Annotated in this window: 22 protein-coding genes; 12 read left to right on the forward strand and 10 right to left on the reverse strand. The window is 38.4% G+C overall.

From position 1 onward, the window contains the following. The first annotated feature begins 36 nt into the window (after positions 1 to 36). Positions 37 to 411 (forward strand): DUF2004 domain-containing protein, encoded by a 375-nt coding sequence (locus fad_RS07215; protein ID WP_009886569.1) that lies wholly within the window; start codon positions 37 to 39, stop codon positions 409 to 411. On the opposite strand, the gene fad_RS07220 is transcribed toward fad_RS07215, so the two are convergent. From fad_RS07220 to thsB, 4 genes are read right to left on the reverse strand one after another with little or no spacing between them, the layout of a single operon-like run. Next, the gene (locus fad_RS07220) at positions 408 to 1,715 is read right to left on the reverse strand and encodes a DUF790 family protein (RefSeq protein ID WP_206599888.1); all 1,308 of its coding nucleotides are present in this window, start codon (positions 1,713 to 1,715) and stop codon (positions 408 to 410) included. The two genes, fad_RS07215 and fad_RS07220, sit on opposite strands and share 4 nt — an antisense overlap. Then, the gene (locus fad_RS07225; protein WP_009886571.1) at positions 1,684 to 3,015 is read right to left on the reverse strand and encodes a DEAD/DEAH box helicase; all 1,332 of its coding nucleotides are present in this window, start codon (positions 3,013 to 3,015) and stop codon (positions 1,684 to 1,686) included. Before fad_RS07225 ends, fad_RS07220 begins: the two co-directional genes overlap by 32 nt. 20 nt (positions 3,016 to 3,035) lie before the next feature. Then, on the reverse strand, positions 3,036 to 3,341 hold the full coding sequence (locus fad_RS07230) for an antibiotic biosynthesis monooxygenase family protein (RefSeq protein ID WP_009886572.1): 306 nt from the start codon (positions 3,339 to 3,341) through the stop codon (positions 3,036 to 3,038). 49 nt (positions 3,342 to 3,390) lie between these two features. Continuing rightward, a complete protein-coding gene (thsB, locus tag fad_RS07235; protein WP_009886573.1) occupies positions 3,391 to 5,019 on the reverse strand; it encodes a thermosome subunit beta in 1,629 nt (542 codons plus the stop codon). A gap of 298 nt (positions 5,020 to 5,317) precedes the next feature. On the opposite strand from thsB, the gene fad_RS07240 reads away from it, so the two are divergent. The 3 genes from fad_RS07240 to fdhF all read left to right on the forward strand — a co-directional run bounded on the left by fad_RS07240 (position 5,318) and on the right by fdhF (position 9,116). After that, the gene (locus fad_RS07240; RefSeq protein ID WP_009886574.1) at positions 5,318 to 5,605 is read left to right on the forward strand and encodes a GntR family transcriptional regulator; all 288 of its coding nucleotides are present in this window, start codon (positions 5,318 to 5,320) and stop codon (positions 5,603 to 5,605) included. Positions 5,606 to 5,689: 84 nt separating this feature from the next. Next, positions 5,690 to 6,796 carry a DUF1648 domain-containing protein gene (locus tag fad_RS07245; RefSeq protein ID WP_009886575.1) on the forward strand — a complete coding sequence of 369 codons (1,107 nt, stop codon included), beginning with the start codon at positions 5,690 to 5,692 and terminating at the stop codon, positions 6,794 to 6,796. Between the two features lie 367 nt (positions 6,797 to 7,163). After that, the gene (gene fdhF / locus fad_RS07250; RefSeq protein WP_009886576.1) at positions 7,164 to 9,116 is read left to right on the forward strand and encodes a formate dehydrogenase subunit alpha; all 1,953 of its coding nucleotides are present in this window, start codon (positions 7,164 to 7,166) and stop codon (positions 9,114 to 9,116) included. 135 nt (positions 9,117 to 9,251) lie between these two features. On the opposite strand, the gene fad_RS09545 is transcribed toward fdhF, so the two are convergent. Next, on the reverse strand, positions 9,252 to 9,383 hold the full coding sequence (locus fad_RS09545) for a hypothetical protein (RefSeq protein WP_019841434.1): 132 nt from the start codon (positions 9,381 to 9,383) through the stop codon (positions 9,252 to 9,254). A 262-nt stretch (positions 9,384 to 9,645) separates the two neighbouring features. Between fad_RS09545 and psmB the strand changes: the two genes are divergently transcribed. The 3 genes from psmB to fad_RS07265 all read left to right on the forward strand — a co-directional run bounded on the left by psmB (position 9,646) and on the right by fad_RS07265 (position 13,788). After that, the gene (gene psmB, locus fad_RS07255) at positions 9,646 to 10,278 is read left to right on the forward strand and encodes an archaeal proteasome endopeptidase complex subunit beta (protein ID WP_009886578.1); all 633 of its coding nucleotides are present in this window, start codon (positions 9,646 to 9,648) and stop codon (positions 10,276 to 10,278) included. A 31-nt stretch (positions 10,279 to 10,309) separates the two neighbouring features. Further along, the gene (locus fad_RS07260; protein WP_081142922.1) at positions 10,310 to 12,223 is read left to right on the forward strand and encodes a beta-CASP ribonuclease aCPSF1; all 1,914 of its coding nucleotides are present in this window, start codon (positions 10,310 to 10,312) and stop codon (positions 12,221 to 12,223) included. A 185-nt stretch (positions 12,224 to 12,408) separates the two neighbouring features. After that, entirely contained in the window at positions 12,409 to 13,788 is a 1,380-nt protein-coding gene (locus fad_RS07265; RefSeq protein WP_081142923.1) for an APC family permease, read from the forward strand. Positions 13,789 to 13,827: 39 nt separating this feature from the next. Here fad_RS07265 and fsa read toward each other — a convergent pair whose 3' ends face one another. The 3 genes from fsa to fad_RS07280 are packed head-to-tail and all read right to left on the reverse strand — an operon-like array spanning position 13,828 to position 16,276. Then, positions 13,828 to 14,499 carry a fructose-6-phosphate aldolase gene (gene fsa, locus fad_RS07270; RefSeq protein ID WP_009886581.1) on the reverse strand — a complete coding sequence of 224 codons (672 nt, stop codon included), beginning with the start codon at positions 14,497 to 14,499 and terminating at the stop codon, positions 13,828 to 13,830. Then, entirely contained in the window at positions 14,496 to 15,449 is a 954-nt protein-coding gene (locus fad_RS07275) for a transketolase family protein (RefSeq protein ID WP_019841435.1), read from the reverse strand. The genes fsa and fad_RS07275 overlap by 4 nt, the downstream gene beginning before the upstream one ends. Next, positions 15,449 to 16,276: a transketolase gene (locus fad_RS07280; RefSeq protein WP_081142924.1), complete on the reverse strand. Its 828-nt coding sequence runs from the start codon at positions 16,274 to 16,276 to the stop codon at positions 15,449 to 15,451. The genes fad_RS07275 and fad_RS07280 overlap by 1 nt, the downstream gene beginning before the upstream one ends. Positions 16,277 to 16,389: 113 nt before the next feature. On the opposite strand from fad_RS07280, the gene fad_RS07285 reads away from it, so the two are divergent. Both fad_RS07285 and cobS read left to right on the forward strand, forming a co-directional pair. Next, entirely contained in the window at positions 16,390 to 16,902 is a 513-nt protein-coding gene (locus tag fad_RS07285; RefSeq protein WP_009886584.1) for a gamma carbonic anhydrase family protein, read from the forward strand. Continuing rightward, positions 16,895 to 17,641, forward strand: coding sequence for an adenosylcobinamide-GDP ribazoletransferase (gene cobS, locus fad_RS07290; protein WP_009886585.1), 747 nt, complete (start codon positions 16,895 to 16,897; stop codon positions 17,639 to 17,641). The genes fad_RS07285 and cobS overlap by 8 nt, the downstream gene beginning before the upstream one ends. On the opposite strand, the gene fad_RS07295 is transcribed toward cobS, so the two are convergent. After that, positions 17,627 to 18,010, reverse strand: coding sequence for a hypothetical protein (locus fad_RS07295; protein ID WP_009886586.1), 384 nt, complete (start codon positions 18,008 to 18,010; stop codon positions 17,627 to 17,629). The genes cobS and fad_RS07295 overlap by 15 nt on opposite strands. Positions 18,011 to 18,088: 78 nt before the next feature. Between fad_RS07295 and fad_RS07300 the strand changes: the two genes are divergently transcribed. Continuing rightward, positions 18,089 to 18,589, forward strand: coding sequence for an ArsR family transcriptional regulator (locus fad_RS07300; protein WP_009886587.1), 501 nt, complete (start codon positions 18,089 to 18,091; stop codon positions 18,587 to 18,589). Further along, positions 18,586 to 19,635, forward strand: a complete 1,050-nt coding sequence (locus fad_RS07305) for a tRNA (cytidine(56)-2'-O)-methyltransferase (protein WP_081142925.1) — start codon at positions 18,586 to 18,588, stop codon at positions 19,633 to 19,635. Before fad_RS07300 ends, fad_RS07305 begins: the two co-directional genes overlap by 4 nt. On the opposite strand, the gene fad_RS07310 is transcribed toward fad_RS07305, so the two are convergent. Then, positions 19,636 to 20,268, reverse strand: coding sequence for a helix-turn-helix transcriptional regulator (locus fad_RS07310; protein WP_009886589.1), 633 nt, complete (start codon positions 20,266 to 20,268; stop codon positions 19,636 to 19,638). A gap of 97 nt (positions 20,269 to 20,365) precedes the next feature. On the opposite strand from fad_RS07310, the gene fad_RS07315 reads away from it, so the two are divergent. Continuing rightward, positions 20,366 to 20,569 (forward strand): hypothetical protein, encoded by a 204-nt coding sequence (locus tag fad_RS07315; RefSeq protein WP_009886590.1) that lies wholly within the window; start codon positions 20,366 to 20,368, stop codon positions 20,567 to 20,569. The last annotated feature ends 119 nt before the right edge of the window (positions 20,570 to 20,688 follow it).

A 20,688-nucleotide genomic window follows, 5' to 3' on the forward strand; every position in this document is an offset into this window, starting at 1 on the left:
ACGCAAAATAATTATAGGTATCCCATATATTAATTTATGAAAGGTGTAGAAATAGCATTTCAGACTAACAAAGATGGTGAAAATGACATAGTCACCGCACTGGGGAATCTAACAGGCAATTATTTCAAAAATGAGGAAAACATGGATATAACATGGAGGATTTTCCACGTAACACTTGATAAGGAAAAATACTACAGGGTTTTATATAAAGGAGAAAAGATATCTGAACTGCACCCTGAAAACAGGAAAAAAATAAAGGAAAAATTTGATCAATTGAGCAGGACAGATTATAATGCACTCATGGCTCAATATGAAAAAGAATCAAGAAAACAGGGCTTTGAAAAAATCGGAATAAAAGAGCTTACAGAGGAATACGATCTCTGGCAGGACCCGCTCTGGAATTATATTTAATCATTCTTTGTCACTATAATATCGAGGCCACGCCATTTTAATTTGTAGCCAAGGGCTGGAAGAACCCGTTCAGGTATAAGCCCCTGGCTCTCAACATAATCGAACATTTTTTCCGTCTGTGGATATAGCTTCTCCAGTTCTTTCTTGATTGAATCAACTGAATTGTCATCAAGCTCACCATTTAACTTCTTTTTTGCCGAATATTTTTCCGATAGTATTAATTTCAATGCAGGAAAATCTATGTCTTCGTAGAATGCTATTTCATCCTTCATTTTTTTGTCCTTCTGCCTTAAAATGAATATATTTTCCCAGTTTACTTTACCCTTAAGATTCTCCTTTATCTCATTATCCTGTCTGGCGTATGTTTTTCCTGTAATATTTATGTAAACAGTTTTATCCCCTATTTTCATTACGTAATCCGGAAAATAAACGGTTCCGTTTACTATCAAGGGTTGTGCCTTTTCAACAAAATCGTAATTTATGCTGTCAGTTTTATTGGATTCAGGAAGGTAATAGGAAACTGTGTCACTGAGTTTAAGTTTGTATACCTTTACGGTTTTTTCGAATTTGTCTTTGATTTTTATATCTGCCTCTATTGCCCAGTTTTCCAGCTGGCTTATTTTATGTATTAACATGGCAAATCTTGAACCGTAACGTTCAGGCGATTCAAACATTTCAAGCGGCCCGGTAATTTTAATGGATTTCAATTTACTTCCATCTATCTGCGCCGTAAACAATAACCCAAGCCGTTTAATTGATGTGATTGTATAGCTCCAGTCTGATGAAGTAGTAATATAGAGTGTACTGCACCTCATCATTATTGTCTCAACCTGTTCAAGGTTGTAAGCCCTTGCAATTTCAATGTTGCTTGCAGAATACGCCTGATGGAGCACGAGTTCACTTTCTTTATCCGCATAAAGCCCGTTGATTATTTCATCCATGCTGAGGCCATATTTTTCTTCCACAGGCTTGAGAATATTCCTTTTTTCATCCTGATTTACCGGCGGTATCCTGGCTATTTTAAAAACATCCTCACGCAATGCAGGGGCATCAACATCCACCGGCGGTTCAAAAATAGAATTTCTGAAAAATAGGAGGGAGAGAGCCCTTATAGTTTTCGTACTTGATGAATTTAGCTCTAATTCCTTAAGTGCCTTCAGTATTGTTTCCCTATTGTTCCCTGTATTTTCATTAAAAACAGTTTTCACACTATCTATATAGTCACTGTTTTCATCTGATAAAAATACAGGAAATACAAGCCCTGTTTTAAGTTTACGCACTATCATTAAGTCCGACGGGAACACCTTTTCTCCTCCTCCTGGAAGTTCCATACTCCGTTGTGCCGGAGGATACCAGCTCGTATAAATAGCTGGCTTTTCCCTCGGAAGGCCGGAGTATTCTGCCCAATCTCTGCCTGAACTGCCTTGTGCTGCCAGAACCACTCATTATAATGGCTATAGATGCGTCAGGCACATCAACGCCCTCGTCAAGAATCCTTGATGTGGCCAGTACTGTAATTTCACCTGATTTAAACATTTCCAGATATTTTTTACGTTCTTTTCCTGATGTCATGTATGTAAGCGCAGGGACAAGAAATTCTCTGGATATCAGATATGCAGTGGAGGTATCTTCTGAAAATATTATTATTTTTTCGCCCGCATGCTTGCTCAGCAAATATTTGAGGTACTCCACCTTTCTCTCTGCGTTGAATGCGATTTCCCTTGATTTTCTCCATGCCATGAGCGCTTCTTTCCCTTCAGCACTCCATGATGACCGGATCAAATCTTCAAAATTCATATTCCCGTTGATCTTTATGTCCCTTTTTCTAAGGTAGGATAAAAATATAGTATGGTTTTTCTCATATTCTATTTCGTCTTCATCGGTGAGGTCTATGGGTATTCTTACAATTTTATAATTGGAAATAAAATCATTCAGCTCTTCATATCCCAGTTCAAAAACCTTGCCGCCCATATATTTTTCCAGCACCTCATGCAGTTTGTCATCCCTTTCATATGTTGCTGTAAGACCCAATCTATAGGGCGATGCATAATATTTTGCTATCTGTAAATAGCTTTCCGAAGCCATGTGGTGGACTTCGTCCGCTATTATAAACTTAAAACGGTTTCCGAGGCTTTCAGCCATTAAATAGGCAGAATCGTAGGTCGATACTGAAATGTCCCTGATTTCTTTTTCGCCGCCACCGATTTGCCCCACTTCCACATTTAGAAGATCCCTCAATTTCTCCCTCCACTGGATTATAAGCTCTATTGTCGGTGCCAGAATTATTGTGGGAACTTTAAGCATGGTAATTGCATATATACCCAGTATAGTCTTTCCCGCTGCGGTCGGGAGAACAATTGTCCCTGAGTAATTATTTCGCTGCCACATCTCAAGTGATTTTTTCTGGTATGGCCTGAGGTTTATTTCAGAACTAATTTCGAGTTTTTTATCCTTAAAAACATTGTCAATGATTCCCGGCTTCTTTATGATATCTACATAACGGTAAGCTAGAGCCCTGTATTTTTTAATTCGTTCATCGTATGAAAATATGCCAGAGTAATTCTCATCAGATATTATACTTCCGGCTTTGAAATATATTTCCATGAATCTATATATGAAATCGTTTAATAAGTTTGTCCATTGGATTCCCCAAAAATCTTGTTTCTTGGAGCACCTTCAAGTATGGATTTTCCGTAATCTGTGGTATCCTTAAAGGCTTTCATCTCTACAAAATCTTTAAAAGCTTCACGTGATTTCCATTCTGTGTAAATCATATATTCACGTGGCGAATCTACTTCCTGGTATAATTTGCCATCTACAAATCCAGTTTCCGGTTTGCTTTTAAGCAATTCTAAAACATTGTTGAAAGTTTTAACAAAATCATCGTTATGCCCTTCTTTAACTTTGTAATACAAACCTACATGGATCATAAAAAGATATGGTTTTACAACTAATAAATATTATGGAAAAATAAAAAAATTAATAGTCTCCGCCTGGAGGCATTCCGCCTGCTCCGCCAGGTGAACCACCCTTTGATGACTTTGTTGCTATTACGTCATCAATTCTGAGTATCATCACCGCAGCTTCTGTTGATGCTTCTACTGCCTGCTTCCCTATCCTGATCGGCTCTATGACTCCAGCTTTTTCCATGTCCTCGACATTTCCAGAAAAGACATTCACTCCGAATGTTTTGTGCCCATTTGCATGTTCACTCCTTATTTTTATAAGTATGTCTATTGGGTCGAGTCCTGCATTTTCAGCCAGAGCCCTGGGTATTTCCTCAAGTGCGTCTGCGAACTTTTCTATTGCAAGCTGTTGTCTTCCACCAACTTTAGTAGCGTAGCTTCTAAGATTAAATGCTATTTCTTCAGCAGCGGATCCACCGCCTGTTGTATATGCCCCATCTTCAACGGCTGCTGCTACTACGTGTAGAGAGTCTGTAATTGACCTTTCAATCTCATCTGCTACATGTTCTGTACCAGCTCTGATTAACAGGCTTATTGCCTTTGGATTCTTGCTGCCTGTAACAAAGGTCATGTAGTCGTCGCCAATTTTTCTTTCTTCTACAGCGTCTGCGGCTCCAAGGTCGGATGCTACGATTTCTTCCAGTGATGAAACTATTGTAGCACCGGTAGCTTTTGCTATCTTGTCTACATCGCTTTTCTTAACTCTCCTTACAGCATATATGCCGGCTTTTGAAAGGTAGTGCTGTGCCATATCATCTATGCCTTTCTGGGTAATTACTACATTTGCGCCTGTTGCTTTGATCTTATCAACCATTTCCTTCAGGACATCCTCTTCCTGGCCCAGGAATTTCTGTATCATTGAAGGGTCATTTATCTGAAGATTTGTATCAAACTCTGGTTTCTTTATTTCAAGAGCAAGATCAAGCAGCGCTATTTTCGCATTCTTAACAAGCTTTGGCATGTTAGGGTGTACCTTTTCTTTGTCAAGGATTATACCATCTATAAGTTCAGTCTGATTGATTTCGCCACCGTTTTTCTTTACAACCTGGAGATTGTCAAAATCAACAAGATATTTGCCATCCCTCTCTTCTGCTATTGTTTTTATTGCATTGTATGAAATAGTTCCCAGAAGTTCTTTTTCCACAGATGCACTCTTGCTGTTAAGTGAAGTCTTTGCCATTTTTATAAGGATTTCCTTGTCTTTCAGTGTAACTGGTCTGGATATTTCCTCCAGAACCCTGCTCGCCTGTGCTGCGGCTGTTTTGTACCCCTCTGTAATCACTGTAGGGTGGACATTTTGCTTTACAAGGCTCTGTGCCTGGTCAAGCAATGCACCTGCTATTATAACAGCAGTTGTTGTCCCATCGCCTACATAACTGTCCTGGGTCTTTGAGACCTCTACCATCATCTTTGCTGCTGGGTGCTCTACATCCATTTCTTTCAGAATGGTGACGCCGTCGTTTGTTATAACTATATCACCTAATGAGTCCACCAGCATTTTATCCATTCCCCTCGGGCCCAGTGTAGACCTGATGGATGTGGCAATTGCCTTTGCAGCATCAATATTCTCGAACATTGCATCTTTTCCGCTTTCTCTTTTAGTTCCTTCTTTAAGGATAAATATGGGTTGACCACCAATCATGATTATCAAGTAAGTAAAAATAAACTTCTATATATAGTTTACTATATTTAGGTTAATTATATTATATAATTAAAATATATATAAGTATATATTTATATGCATAATGCCGGTAGAACTATACACTTGCTGTTTTGAAAATTGAAATTGCAATTTTTAATTTCTTCAAATGGAGTAAAAAGCAAGGCTGCAATACCTTATAACATAGGTATCAGTATATTGCTTAGTTATTTGATAAACAAAGTTTTTATATAGAGTTGTTATATAGAGTTGTTATATAACATATATAACAGGTAGCCATATGTTTAAAATAACTGTGAGATACAATAGCACAATTCCGGTCTGTGACCAGATATATTCCGGAATGATAGATGAAATAAGATCCGGCAATTTATATTATAAAACTAAAATACCATCCACGGAGCAGGTAGCAGGCGTCCTGGGGCTAAATTTGAACGCTGTTGATAGAGCATACGGGCTATTGCTCAAGGACAGAGTTATCAGGCAATTTAAGAATAAAAAATATGTGATGGCACCTGGAGACACAGACATTAATCCAATGATTAAGAAAAGGAGCAGAAACAAATGATTGTATTGAGGCTAGGAATATGAATAATCAGTTATATTTTATAGAATATATATTTGAATGCGGGCTCACAAAGGTGGATGAGAAATGAATGTAGAAGCGTTCAGGATTATTGAGCCCGTATGGGTACTTATAATAGGAATTTTAATATCTATAATACCGTATCTGACAGAGAAGTCAATAATATTTGGGGTACGGGTCCCTACAGATAAAATAAATTCAGATACAGTCAGAAAAATGAAGAAAATATACGTTTCCATAACTTTTATTTTAACCATTATTTTAACAGTGCTGACATATCTATTGTCATCATACCTCCTCGTAATAACTTTCTTCATGCCCCTGTTTATGGTACTGGTTGAATTTATGGTGTATTTGCCGGAACATTATAGCCTGGAAAGGATTAAAAGAGACGAACAATGGGAATTCAATGCTAGCAGTGTTACAGGAGTTTTCAATGTAGAGGATGGAAAAAAGTTTCCCTGGTTCTTCACACTTCCGGGTATTCTGGTACTTGTTTCTCTTTTCGTAACAGGCATTCTGGATTATAAAAGTATACCAGAAAGGTTTGCAACACATTATAATGCCAGTGGAATCGCAAATGCCTATTCAACAAAATCAATAGAAAGTGTATTTATTCTGGGCTTTATAAGCATAATAATAACAATTATGATGATTCTGATTGCATATGTTATAGCAAGGACTCCACTAAAAACCGATAACGCATCCCCACATGGAACTGAAAGGGTTGTAATATATCAGGAGAGAATGGTGTACCTGACTCTTCTAACACCGGTATTTATAAATTCTAGCCTGCTTATTGGCAGTTTCGGTGAATGGGGCATAATTAAGGAAAATGTTTTTCTAATACTTATCCCGGTATTTTTACTGATTATATTTGTTATTGCCATATCAGTGAAAACAGGGCAATTAGGCAGCAATATTAAAATTCCTGAAAGTAAAGGGCCGGAAAATACTATTCCGGATAATTCAGTGTCGGATAACAGAAATGATGATTCATTATGGAAAGCTGGCGTAATATACTGGAATAAAAACGATCCGCGCATAATGGTGCCTAAAAGGTTCGGTGTGGGATATACAATTAACTTTGCCCATCCTGCTGGCAAAGTTATACTTGTGTTAATAATAGCTATTCCCGTAATAATTGTTATATCGGTACTCTTTCTACATTGAATTTGATATAATTTTTTTAACATTCCAGTAAAAATGGATAGTGCACATGAAATGATGCAGTGTTGAAAATATTCTGTACAGCTTCCATATTACTGTATTTTTCCGGCCGTTTTTCTGAATTCAAGATTCAGTTTCCGGTTACGTTTACTGTATTCATCATTCTCCAGGATTCTTCATAGAATGCTATGTAGTTAAGTAAGTACTCTTTGCTGTGGCCTTCACGGTGAGTGTACAAATCTCTTTTCCACCGGTGGTAAATAAATACGGTACATTAGAAACCATGCTGGAAAATAAATTTACAATAATTAAACATTGATGATAATCATAAAAATACCAATATTTATATAATTATCCAGGATTAATTTATATGAAATCAATATGCCCTTTTTGCGGTGTTGGCTGTGGACTTGAATTAATGGCTGTAAATAATATTGTTGTTGGCGTAAAACCTGTTCCAGAACATGTAGTAAGCAGGGGGCATTTATGTGGCAAAGGAAGTGTTGCACATGAGGCTTTGACAGCATGGGATCGTTTATACTATCCATTAAAGAAAGTAAAGGGGGAACTTGAAAGGACGTCATGGGAAGATTCAATAAAATATACTATAGAATCTATAAAAAACATACAGAAAAAATATGGCAAAGACTCTGTGGCTTTTTACGGAGGATGCCAGAACTCCCTTGAAGAGGTTTATCTTTTGCAGAAGCTTGCAAGAGCCCTTGGAACCAATAACGTAGATTCATGTGCAAGGGTTTGTCATGACCCATCAGCGAAGGCGCTTAAGGAAATTGTAGGAGTTGGTGCCGGATCTAATTCCGCTACAGAAATCCCGAAGGCAAAAGTTGTTGTGGTAGCAGGAGAATCTGTAACAGATAGCCATCCTGTATTGATACAGTATTTTCTGGAAGCAAAGGAAAAAGGAACAAAAATAATATTAATAGATCCAAGGAATACAAGGTTTGCAAGCTTTGCAGACCTCCATTTAAAGATAAAGCCCAGAAGTGATATATTTTTATTCAATGCGGTTGCCAATTACCTTATCCAGAATAATATGATTAAACCGGATTTTATTGCTGCAAGGACTGAAGGGTATGAAAAATATAAGGAAAATGTTTCAAAATATACACTTGAACTCGCAGTAGAACAAACAGGGTTAGCTGAAAAAGATATTATAGAATTTGCAAAATACATATCTGAGGATAAGGTTATTTTTTCATGGGGGCTGGGGCTTACTGAATCTACTGGCACCAAGGGAATTAAATCTTATTTATCTCTCCCATTGTTAACTGGAAATATGGGGAAAGAAGGCGCAGGGGTAATTGTTTACAGAGGACAAACAAATGTGCAGGGGTCCGGAGACCTCATAAAACCGGATGTGTTTCCTAATGGTGAAATGAATGAGGCAAATAGTGAAGCATTATCCCGCATATGGGGATTTAAGCCACCAGTAAACAAGGGTTCTTCCATTATAGATACTTTTTATGGTTCCAAAAATATAAAGGCACTGTTTATTATGGGATACAACCCGGTAAGGAGCTTGCCGAACAGAAAAAAAGTAAAAGAATTTCTCGGGTCCCTTGAACTTCTTGTGGTGCAGGACATATTTATGACTGATACAGCCCGTTACGCCGATATTGTGCTACCTGCAGCGGCATGGGCTGAGAAGGAAGGTTCTGTAGCCAGCCTTGACAGGCTTGTGAAGTGGAGATTTAAAGCAGTTGATCCGCCAGGAATGGCAAGGCCAGATTATGAAATACTTTCTGACCTGGCAAAGGCTGCCGGGTATAACTTTAATTCAAACCCGAAAGAACTGTTTGAAGAGCTTAAAACAGCGGCTCCCCTGTATTCCCATCTTAATATAGATGATGTGATGGATTATTCAAAAGATTCAAGATACCCTAACGGTGAATTGCACCTTTATGGGGAGAAATTTTCAACAAAATCCGGAAAAGCGCAATTTATTCCTGTGGATTCCGAAAAACATAATGATGGGCTGATACTGGTTACAGGGAGAACCGTAACAAGATACAACAGTGATGAGGTTATAAATAGGGTACCCGGTATGCAGGAATACAATCCCACATTATGGGTCAATCCTTCAGATGCAAAAAATCTCGGAATAGAAAACGAGGATATGGTAAAACTTGCATCAAAGAGCGGTGAACTGGACATAATAGCAAAGATTACAGATGATGTTATACCAGGAGTTGTATTTACCTATATGCACAATCCCAAAATAAATGATATCGTATCTCCAGAATTTGATGACGAAACTAAAACACCCAAATATAAGTATACGCCCGTAACAGTTACTAAATAAAAAAATTCCTGATATATTTTTATATATACCAATTATTATTTCTTCTTTCCCTATTATGATATTTGTTATACACCGTATTTCATATTATATTCCACTATTCTTTATTATTGAACGGTATACTCCAGGCTTATGCCCTTATTTAAAAGCCCGGCAATATATTGCAGCATACCAACATAATTCAATACCATTCTCTGGATGCAAATACTTTCCAGTATATCCTGAATACTTCTGCACAACATTTCCATTTACACGCTTTTCATCAACCATGTTTTAATACTCCTTTCCGTTCTTCGCCATTGTTTTCACAGGTATTATTGCCCTTATGTATATTAACTGCTGCATACAATATAAATGCTTTAACATCCAGTATTTTCAGTAATAAATACAGTAAAAATAATTATTCTTCCAACGGAATATATTGCTAAAGAATAAACCATAAAATATTTAAACCTAAGGTTAATTAAGTGCTGTAGAAAATTTAAATATATTATTTGTTATTAAGAAAATAATAATTGTTTAGAGGGATTATATGGAAGTATTAAAAACTGGAACAACAACACTCGGTATCACAGCAGGCGATTACGTTATTATGGGAACTGATAGCAGGGCTACCATGGGCAATTTCATTTCAAATAAAAATGCACAGAAATTGTACAAAATAGATACTTATGCAGGCATGACTATTGCTGGCCTGGTAGGAGATGCACAGGTCCTGGTAAGATACATGAGGGCTGAAATGGAACTTTACAGGGTCCAGAGAAAGATAAATATGCCCATAGAAGCAGCGGCAACATTGCTTTCAAACATGCTTAACCAGTCCAAATATTATCCATACATGGTGCAGTTGCTGGTTGGGGGATTTGACAAAAAACCGCATATATTCTCTATAGATGCTGCGGGAGGATCTGTAGAAGATGAGTACGCAAGTACAGGATCCGGCTCCCCATTCGTTTACGGAGTTCTGGAAGCTGAATACCAGCCTAACATGAAACTTGACGATGCTATAAACCTTGCAATAAAGGCAATTAGCGTTGCAAAACAGAGGGATTCTGCATCCGGAAATATGCTGCAAATAGGAGTTATAGACCCGGAGAAGGGATTCAACTATCTTTCAGAGGACGACATACTGTCCAGAATGAAAAAATTAAAACTAACTTTATAAATTATTTTTTTTACATTAAAGGTGTTAAAACATGTCTTTTCGAGATTATCTTAGCGAGGGCAGGTCTATTTTTGATAGGCTTTATCCAGACAACAAGATTACGGAGATTGATTACGAAGGTTCAACAATAGTTGTATATACGAAGGATCAGAATTTATTTTCACAGCGTGATGACCTTGCAAGGCAGATTGCCCAGGAATTGCGGAGGAGAATAGCTATAAGGCCTGATCCCAGTATTATGTCTGATGAAAAGGAGGCGGATGCAAAAATTCGTGGAATCATACCATCCGATGCCGGTTTGCAGGACATATATTTTGAGCCCGACACGGGTGAAGCTGTTATAGAAGTGGATGAGCCCACAATAGCAAATCCGGAAATAATAAAATCCATTAAAGCCGAAACTAACTGGTCACCCAGAATAGTCCGGGCTCCGCCAATGTATTCAAGGACTGTAAAAGAAGTCAGGGAATATTTGAGGGATGTTAAAAAGGAAAGAAAGGAATTTCTCCATAACCTTGGAATAAAACTTACAACGCCCCTGATGCCAGGAGAGACATGGATAAGGATAACGGCACTGGGAGGCCATAGGGAAGTAGGGAGGAGCGCCACACTTATATCAACGAATAATTCAAAGGTTCTTGTTGACTGTGGCATGATAAACATAAATGACCCTGAACACCCATGGGAAGAAGCACCATATCTTTACGCACCTGAAATTCAACCATTCACATCGCTGGACGCGGTGGTATTGACACATGCACATCTGGACCACTCTGGATTATTGCCACTATTATTCAAGTATGGGTATACTGGCCCCGTCTATTCCACAGCACCCACAAGGGATCTTGCAGCACTGCTGCAGAACGATTATCTGAAAGTATCACACAGCGAAAACCATAAACTGTCATATGAATCAAAACATGTAAGGGAAGAGCTTAAACATACTATATCGCTTAAATACAACGAAACAGCAGATATAACGCCCGATATAAGGCTGACATTCTACAATGCAGGGCATATACTGGGTTCTGCTGCCGTGCATCTCCATATAGGGGAAGGCCTGTATAATGTGGTGCTCAGCGGTGACCAGAAATACGAGAAAACATGGCTTTTTAATCCTGCAGTTAACCGTTTTCCACGTGTTGAGACACTTATGCTTGAATCAACGTATGCGGGAAGAGATGATTATTCCTATACAAGAAATGAAGCCACAAATACATTAATTGATGTTGTAAACAGGACATTTGACCGTGGTGGTTCTGTCCTTGTCCCGGTTTTCGCTGTAGGGAGAAGCCAGGAGGTAATGCTTGTGCTTGAGGATGCATACAGGAATAAAATGATACCCGAGAATACAAAAGTATACCTGGATGGGATGATAATGGAAGCAACAGCTATACATGCAGCTTATCCAGAATTCCTTAACAGGGACCTGAGAGATGAAATCATGATCAAACGTGAAAATCCATTTCTCAGCCCTATATTCACCAGTGTGGAAACAAGAAAACAGAGGATTGATGTATGTGACTCACCTGAAAGCAAAGTAATACTTGCAACTGCAGGGATGATGAATGGTGGCCCTGTACTGGAATATTTCAAGACATTGTCAGCAGATTCCAGAAATACACTTGCGTTTGTAGGTTACCAGGCTGATGGAACACTGGGCAGAAGAATTCAATCAGGTGCATCCAGCATCACACTTTCTGATGGCGGAAAATCCACTAAATTTGACATAAATATGGCAGTTGAAAACGCAGAGGGTTTCTCAGGGCATTCTACCAAGAGGGAGCTGCTTAATTTCATAGGTGGAATGCAGCCCAGGCCAAACAGGATTCTTGTCAATCATGGAGATGGAAACAAATGCTATGATTTTGCAAGGTTAATCCATACAAAATTTGGCGTAGAGGCAATATCCATGAAAAATCTTGAAACAACAAGGCTATTTTAATTATTTAATTGAAAACACTGCATTATCAATGTTGCAGTTGAAAATTTTTAAAATTATATATTATTTTCAACATAATTTATATATTTATAGATATATATGATATATTATTTAATATAGGTTTATATTCATTGGCAAATATTCAATTTAAATACACAAATCTAAATATTTGATTTCCATTGCTATTTATGAAAAGCAGTCTGAAAAAAGATTCCCTTTCTTTGTCCAATGTTATTTTTCAGGGCGTAGCAGGATCTGCCCCTGCAGGAGCTGCTGTTGCAACTTTAACCGGATCCGCAGCATTTGCACTTGGTTCCCTTCCATTGTCAGCAGTAGTAGCATTCATTATAGTATTGATAAATGCGGTAATCATCAATAGGATTTCAAGGCACGTTGCAGGTGCTGGCGGCTATTACGCTTACAGCAGGGAAGGAATTGGAAACTTTGCTGGAATATTTACAGGCTGGATGTATATTATGTACCAGATCATGTCACTGGCCTTTATCGGGCTGAGTGTAGCCATATTCCTTCCAGCCCTCCTTGGAACCGTATTCGGAATTGATATCCCATTCTATTCATGGGTATTGCTTCTGATTCTCATAATGGGATTCGGGTATTTTGTATCATTCTCTGGAGTGCGGAATTCTGTAAGATACGCTATGGTAATGGCTACAATTGAAGTTGTCGTAGTAGCAGCTGTAAGCATTATAATAATAACTGCAAAGCCTTCAATAAACACGGTCTCAGTTTTTACACCGGTATACGCTGTACACGGATTTACCGGAGTAATGCTCGGCGTATTATTCATGTACACTGCATTTTCAGGATTTGGCACTGCAACGCCATTAGGCGAAGAGGCTAAAAACGCAAACGCCGTGATTGGCAAGGGCGTACTTATATCTGCAATAGTGCTTGGCTTATTTTTCACCCTGGTTTCCTATGCATTCACAGTAGGATGGGGGCCAACACGCATGCTTACCTACTCTACTGAACTGGTTCCAGGCATTATACTAGCAAAAAACTATCTGGGGCTTGCCGGAGCAATAGTTATAACTGTTTTATTTGTTAATAGCTTATTTACAGATTCTGTGGTGTTTACAAATTCACTTTCCAGGGTTGTTTTTTCAATGAGCCGGGACAATGTACTTCCTGGAATATTGTCCAGTGTCCATTCCCACAGGCAAACTCCACATGTTGCTGCAGGAGTTATGGTCATTATTTCATTTATAATAGGCGTTATCTCTGTAATAACACTAGGAGGGTTCAATGCTTTCCTGTTCGCTGGAATCGCCGCCACATTAAGTGCCCTGCTGGTCCATATGATTGCCAATGCATCACTGGCGGGAATTTTGCATAAAATGAAGCTGAAAATGAACATTGCAATGGATGTTGTGCTGCCTGCTGTTTCGATAGTAATACTGGCGTTTGTATTTTATGGAAGTTTTATAAGCATTGACAACGTTGTAATAATAGCATCTGTGAGTTTTATAGTATGGGCTATTGCGGGCCTTATATACTCCGCAATATCCAGAAAATATCTAATGCACGTGCAAATAAGCCAGAATTAATTATAAAAATTATTTTATAATATTAAATATTTATAAAAATTATAGGGGCAATGACCCATCAGGCGAAACTTTTTTCCAGTCATCCAGAAATCTGTTTAACCCTTCATCTGTTTTCGGGTGCATGGCTAGTTTCTTTATCACATCATATGGAATTGTTACGGCATCTGCACCCATAAGGGCAGCCCTTAGTACGTGCACTGGATTTCTAATTGATGCAACAAGCACCTCTGTTTTGTATCCATAATTTGTGTATTCAGTTTTAATCTGGTCTATAATAGCCATGCCATCTTCCCCAATGTCATCCAGCCTTCCAACAAATGGAGAAACAAATGCAGCCCCATTTTTTGCAGCAAGCAAAGCCTGTATTGCATTGAATATCAGTGTTGTATTGACCTTTATTTCTTTTTCTTTAAGAATCTTCATAGCTTTCAATCCCTGCAGTGTCATGGGTATTTTTATGACTGCATTGCTTCCCAGCGCATGGAGCTTGAGTGCCTGTTCCACCATATCTTCAGCTTTTTCTGCAACTACTTCCAGGCTAACAGGGCCGTTAACCTCCCTCAATATTTCTGTTGCTATTGCCTTAAAGCTTTTTCCGCCCTTTGAGGCTTTCATGATCAAAGATGGATTTGTTGTAACACCATCAATCAATCCAAATTCATTTGCTTCCTTTATTTCTTCAATGTTTGCTGTATCTATAAATATTTTCATTTAAAATCACCTTTAAAGAATCTGTCTGTCTTTTCTACTATATCGTTTACCCCTATATGAAAATAATCGAACAGTTCCATTCCCTTGCCACTCTTTCCAAAAATATCCGGCATCCCGATCCTCATAACCGGAACCGGGTACTCTTCAGATGTTACCTCTGCTACACGTGAGCCAAGTCCGTTGTATATGGAATGCTCCTCAGCGGTAACTATTTTCCCTGTTTCCCGTGCGGCCTTAATTATTGCGGGGCGGTCCAGAGGCTTTATGGATGACATATTGATTACCCTTGCGTCTATTCCCCTGTTTTTTAGCTGTTCTGCAGCTTTAAGGGCAAATGAAACCATTATGCCATATCCCATAATTGTCACATCAGAGCCATCCCTGAAAGTAACAGATTTCCCTTCTTTGAATTCATAATTCTCATCGTTGAGTACGGGGAATTTTTCCCTGGTAAGCCTGACATAATATGGTGATGTTTTCCTGGCTGCGAGGTAATCTATCACACTGACAGTTTCAATTGAATCTACAGGAACAATAACCTTCATATTTGGCAGCCCGGACATAATGCCAACATCCTCCAGTATCTGGTGTGTTGGGCCATCCTCACCAAGGGAAATGCCTGAATGTGTTACCACAAAATTAACCGGAGCTTCGTTATAGCATATTGACTGGCGTATCACATTGTATGTATTGCTTAGAAATACTGCAAAGGTTGAGGCAAATACAGTTTTTCCAGCAAGCGAAAGGCCTGCTGCTGCAGAAACCATGGACTGCTCCGATATACCCATGTTGAAGAACCTTTCAGGAAACTTTTTCCCGAATACCCCTGTTTTTGTTGACGATGAAAGGTCTGCGTCAAGTACCACAATATCCTTATTTTTTTCACCAAGTGAAGCCAGTTCCTTTCCATAGGCATCCCTCAAGCTTTCCATCCTATCCATCTTTTCCATCATTGTGACCCCTCAATTTCCTTTAATGCCTGTACATATTCTTCCTCATTGGCCGGAGGTGAGCCATGGTATTTCGGGTTATTCTCCATATAACTTACACCTTTGCCTTTAATTGTGTTTGCAACAATAAATAATGGCCTATCCCTTGGTTTCTTTGCATATTCAAGCGCATTGACAACTTCATCCATATTATTTCCGTTTATTGTTATAACTTCCCATCCAAATGGGGCCACCTTTTCAGCAACATTGCCCAGTGGCATTATATCCTCTGTAAATCCGTCGAGCTGTATCATGTTCCGGTCAAGAATAGCGGTAAGGTTGCCCAGATGGTATTTGGAAGCTGCCATCAAAGATTCCCATATATTTCCCTCTTCCATTTCACCATCGCCAAGTATGGCATAAATTTTATTTGGCTTTGAATCAAGCTTGGATGAAAGTGCAAATCCTATCGCAACACCGAGCCCCTGGCCAAGTGAACCTGTTGAGGATTCTACACCAGGTATTCCCCTGTGTACATGCCCTTCGAGCTTTGAATTTACTTTTCTGAAGCCTTCCAGCAATTCCACGGGGAAATAGCCACGGAGAGCGAGGGCAGCATACTCGGCAGGGGATGCATGCCCTTTGCTCATTATAAGAATATCCCTATCCGGCTTGTCTGGTTTTTCAGGGTCTATATTCATTTCCTTAAAATAAAGTGCAGTAATAACATCTGCAATGCTCAAAGAACCCCCTGGATGCCCGCTCTTTGCACTGTAAACCATTTTTATAATTTCCTTTCTGATTTCCCTTGCAGTTGCGTTAAGGTCATTGATGGTATAGCTTTCCATTGATTATCATTATTGTATTAACTATAGGCTTAAAAATCTTTTTAAATATATAAAGCAACAAATTTTTAGAGGTCAATTCATAAAGTCTATTTATATCAGGGATATTACAAATTATGATAAAAGTTGGCAAAGGGTTATATGTTGCAGATACGGCCGTAATAATAGGGAATGTAACAGTAGGTGATAATGTTACAATAATGGATTCCGCAGTTATACGGGCAGACCAGAATTCAATAAAAATTGGCGATAACAGCAACATTCAGGACAATGCAACGATACATGTTGACCTTGATTGCGAGACAGTAATAGGAAAAAACGTTTCAGTAGGGCATAACGCTATTGTGCATGGTGCTATTGTAGATGACGATGTCCTGGTAGGTATGGGAGCAATAGTGTTGAATAAGGCGCACCTGAGGCCCGGAACAGTGGTTGCTGCCGGCACTGTGATACCTGAGAACTTTGAGTCCGATGGGAATTGCATGATAGCAGGAGTGCCTGGAAAGGTTAAAAGGACAGGTGAACAGTATTTTACAATGGCTCATCTTAATTCTCTTGAATATTTGAAGCTAAACAAAGATTTCAGGGAAGGAAAATACGAAATTATGAAAGGAAATAGGCATGAATAAATACGTGGAAGGGCTAATATCAGCAATTTCTTTTTTCACAATAATACCATTAGGGGGAAACTATAAAATAACCGGCTATACCATGTATTTTTTCACCTTCACGGGGCTTATTGTTGGATTGATAGCAGGCATTCCATACCTGGTTCTAAGGCCGTATAATTCCCTTATAGCGTCCACGGTTTCAGTTGCTATTATTATCCTCTTATACGGATTCAACCATCTTGATTCCATAATGGACTTTGGTGATTCCATCATGGTAAGGGGCAAAGAGGAAAAACAACGTGTTATAAAGGATAGATATACGGGCTCCGGCGGCATTGGCATGTTATTTATTATATATATTCCTGCCATCGCATTTCTCACTTATTTTAAGCCGGTTACAGGTTTTTTCATAATTATTGCGGGGGAAATGGCATCGAAATACGCCACATTATTTTCCATGTACAGGGCCAAAGCATTCGGTGAAGGACTCGGGAAAATGTTCATTGATAAGGTAAGCGCAAATGCAATAGTTTTGAATGTAATCCCTTTGCTGCTTGCATTCGCATTTAATCTCTATAATATAGCAATAATTGCCGCTCTGATATTTTTATCATATTTCATGAGGTCTGCAATGGAAAAACATTACGGGGGGTTAAATGGTGATCTGGCCGGCAGCATTGGGGAAATATCCCGCCTGCTTTTCTATGCCATAACCTTTGTATTTATAGCCTTAAAATTAAACCTATTTCTTCTTTAGCTTTATGGAAAGCATCTGGTCATATTTCAGGGTATATTTGATTTTTTTATTCCTTATCTCATGTGCAACTTTTTCTGTAAGCTCCTCTATTTCCTCTGAAATAATGTTCCTGTAGATTGTCAATTCTTTTCTATCCTGTGGGAATATCATTTTAAACCTTGTATTTTCCCTTCTGTACCCGAAAGGTTTTTTATTTTTCCTTATCTCTTCCATATTCAATTCCAGCAGGATATCATCAAATTGCTTCTCCTCCTGGTTTAATTTTGATTCACTTTCAACGATTTCCCACATATCAGGAAAGTATTTTTCCAGATCCTTCCACTGGAAATTTTCATCAAATATAATATGGCCACTATAATTTTTCACCATTGCCAATATATAGATAATACATTAAGTTTTTCTTTGAACTTAGAAATGATTATATTTTATTGTGCTATAGTGTATAGAATGGTTAACAGGATTAAAGTTATAAATGATGTCGGTGAGCTGGTTACCATATTCCATGCGGCTGATACCGATGTAAAACGAAAGTTACTCCTTGACCTTTCTACCGGCTGGGTAACAATGCCACAGATAGATGAAAGGTATGGCGTTGAAGGCAAAAAATCACTTCATTACCTGGATAAAATAAGAATGATAGAGAGCCAGTGGATAACAGGAAACAAGGGTCCGGAAAAGGCATACCATACTTATTATACAAATGTTCAGATCAATCTTATAGGTTCTATGGCGGACCTTTCAGACATAATATTTGCTACCACATTAAACGATGAGCAACTTCAGTCCTATGAAGAAAAGATTATAGCAATGATGGCAAATGGCGGAGTGTTTGTAGGTGATGTTGCGGACTCATTAAAAATATCACAGACACTTTTAAAGGGAATTGTAAATAGATCCTCCGTGCTCACAATTAAGGGCTATAGAATAGAGATGGAAAACGGCGCATGATCACAGTAATCAGGATAGGGCACAGGCCATTCAGGGACAAGAGGATTACAACCCATGTGGCACTGGTGTCCAGAGCTTTTGGAGCTGACCGCATACTTGTGGATGAGAAAGATGAAACACTTGAATCCACTGTCAATAGGGTAACAGAAAATTTTGGCGGGAATTTTTCCATAAAAACAGGAATTAACTGGAAAAAGGAATTCAAAGATTTTAATGGAGTAAAGGTAAACCTTTCCATGTACGGAATAAATGTTGATGACCGGATAGGTGCAATAAGAGAATCAGTAAAGGGAAAGGACGTTATAATTTTAGTTGGTGCAGAGAAGGTTCCAATCGATGCGTATAATATTGCTGATTATAACATTGCAATTGCAAATCAGCCACACAGTGAAGTTTCTGCCCTCGCTATATTTCTTGACCGTTTTTATGAGGGCAAGGAACTGGAAAAAAAATATGAGGGAAAAATGAATGTTATCCCCATGGACAATGGAAAAATGGTAAAATTTATTCCTGATGAACAGCAATGCATGAAACTACTTTATGGGGAAAAGGCAGATGAAAGGATTATAGAGCATGTAACAACCGTCTATAAGCTGGCAATGGCTATTGGCAAATATGCCGGCGCAAATATGGAGTTAATCCGCGCAGGTGCATTGCTCCATGATATAGGCAGGACAAAAACCAATGGAATCGGGCATGCAGTAGCCGGTGCTGACATTCTCAGAGAAAAAAACATAGATGAGGCTATTGTCAGAATTGTGGAAAAACACACAGGGGCGGGTATCCTACCTGATGAGGCTAAAAAACTGGGGCTTCCTGATAGAAACTACATCCAGGAGACCCTAGAAGAAAAAATAGTTGCCCAGGCAGATAACCTGGTATCCGGGAAGAAAATAGTAACTCTGTCAGATACAGTAAACAGCTACCATCTCAAGGGGCTTGATGAACCTGCTGAGAGAATTAAAAAATTGCATATGGAACTTTCATCTATCTGTGGGAAGGATCTGGATATTATAGGCAAAGAAGTTATAATGGAAATGAATTAATTATTCCTCGTCCTTACTTTTGCTGGATATAAGAAATCTGCATGCGCTGTATCCATTTACCTGCCTGTGCGTAGATTTTACATTTGCATCTAAAACCTGTGAAAACATTTTTGTTTCCATGGAACATGCAATACCAAAGTTTTTTGAAATAGAAAGTATAGGGCAGTTATACTCTATTAACTCAAAATTTCCCTGGGCTCTTTTAACCTCCGGATAATAATCCGCATTTCTCCTGAGTATAGCAAGCTCATTTACCTTTTCATCAAGATTTTTCCCCCTCATGGCACCGGTATATTCAGATCTAACTTTTGAATACCTGTCCTTTAGAAATTCTTCGAGAAGTTTTTCATTGCCGGTAGTTTTTATAAAATCCATGAAATCATTTAGCATTGAATCAGAACTGTTTCCCAGCTTATTGTTTGATACTGGCAAAGCATAAAATATAAAAGAAGGCCTTCCTACCTTTTTCTTTACTATTTTCCTGGCCACGGCTCCCTGCTGTTCAAGAGCAGAAATATGATTAAGGACTGCCATTTTTGATATGCTCATTTTTTCGGCCAGCTCATCAAGGGTCAGGCCCGGAAATTCTTTCAATAAAAGTATTATTTTTACCGGTGTTGGATATTCTTCCATGGAAATGAATCCAGTTATAATATAAATATATATCTATTTTACTTTATAAAGTTTATAAATTATTATCTATATATAATATGCTTGCGTATCTAATATTATGGCACCATTAGATCCACGTGATATTGGAATTTATAATGATAGAAAGAAGTCCGAAATAGATGTGTATATCGATAGGGAATGGAATGGAGACAGATCCTGGCTTTATAAGAAGCATAATTATGAACAGAAACGCCATAGGACACACCGTTACTGTATCCGGAAAATATTAGTATCCATAAAATCCATATTCGGGAAAGCCTGACTGGGGACATGGAACGTTTCATGCACAATTTATTAGACAGAATTTAAATGGGTGTGCTAAATTATGTGGTTTACATTCGACTTATTGAAATTATGTGATATGGGCTACAACATAACTGG

The sequence above is a fragment of the Ferroplasma acidiphilum genome, from assembly GCF_002078355.1.
In the GTDB taxonomy this organism is placed as follows: Archaea; Thermoplasmatota; Thermoplasmata; order Thermoplasmatales; family Thermoplasmataceae; genus Ferroplasma; species Ferroplasma acidiphilum.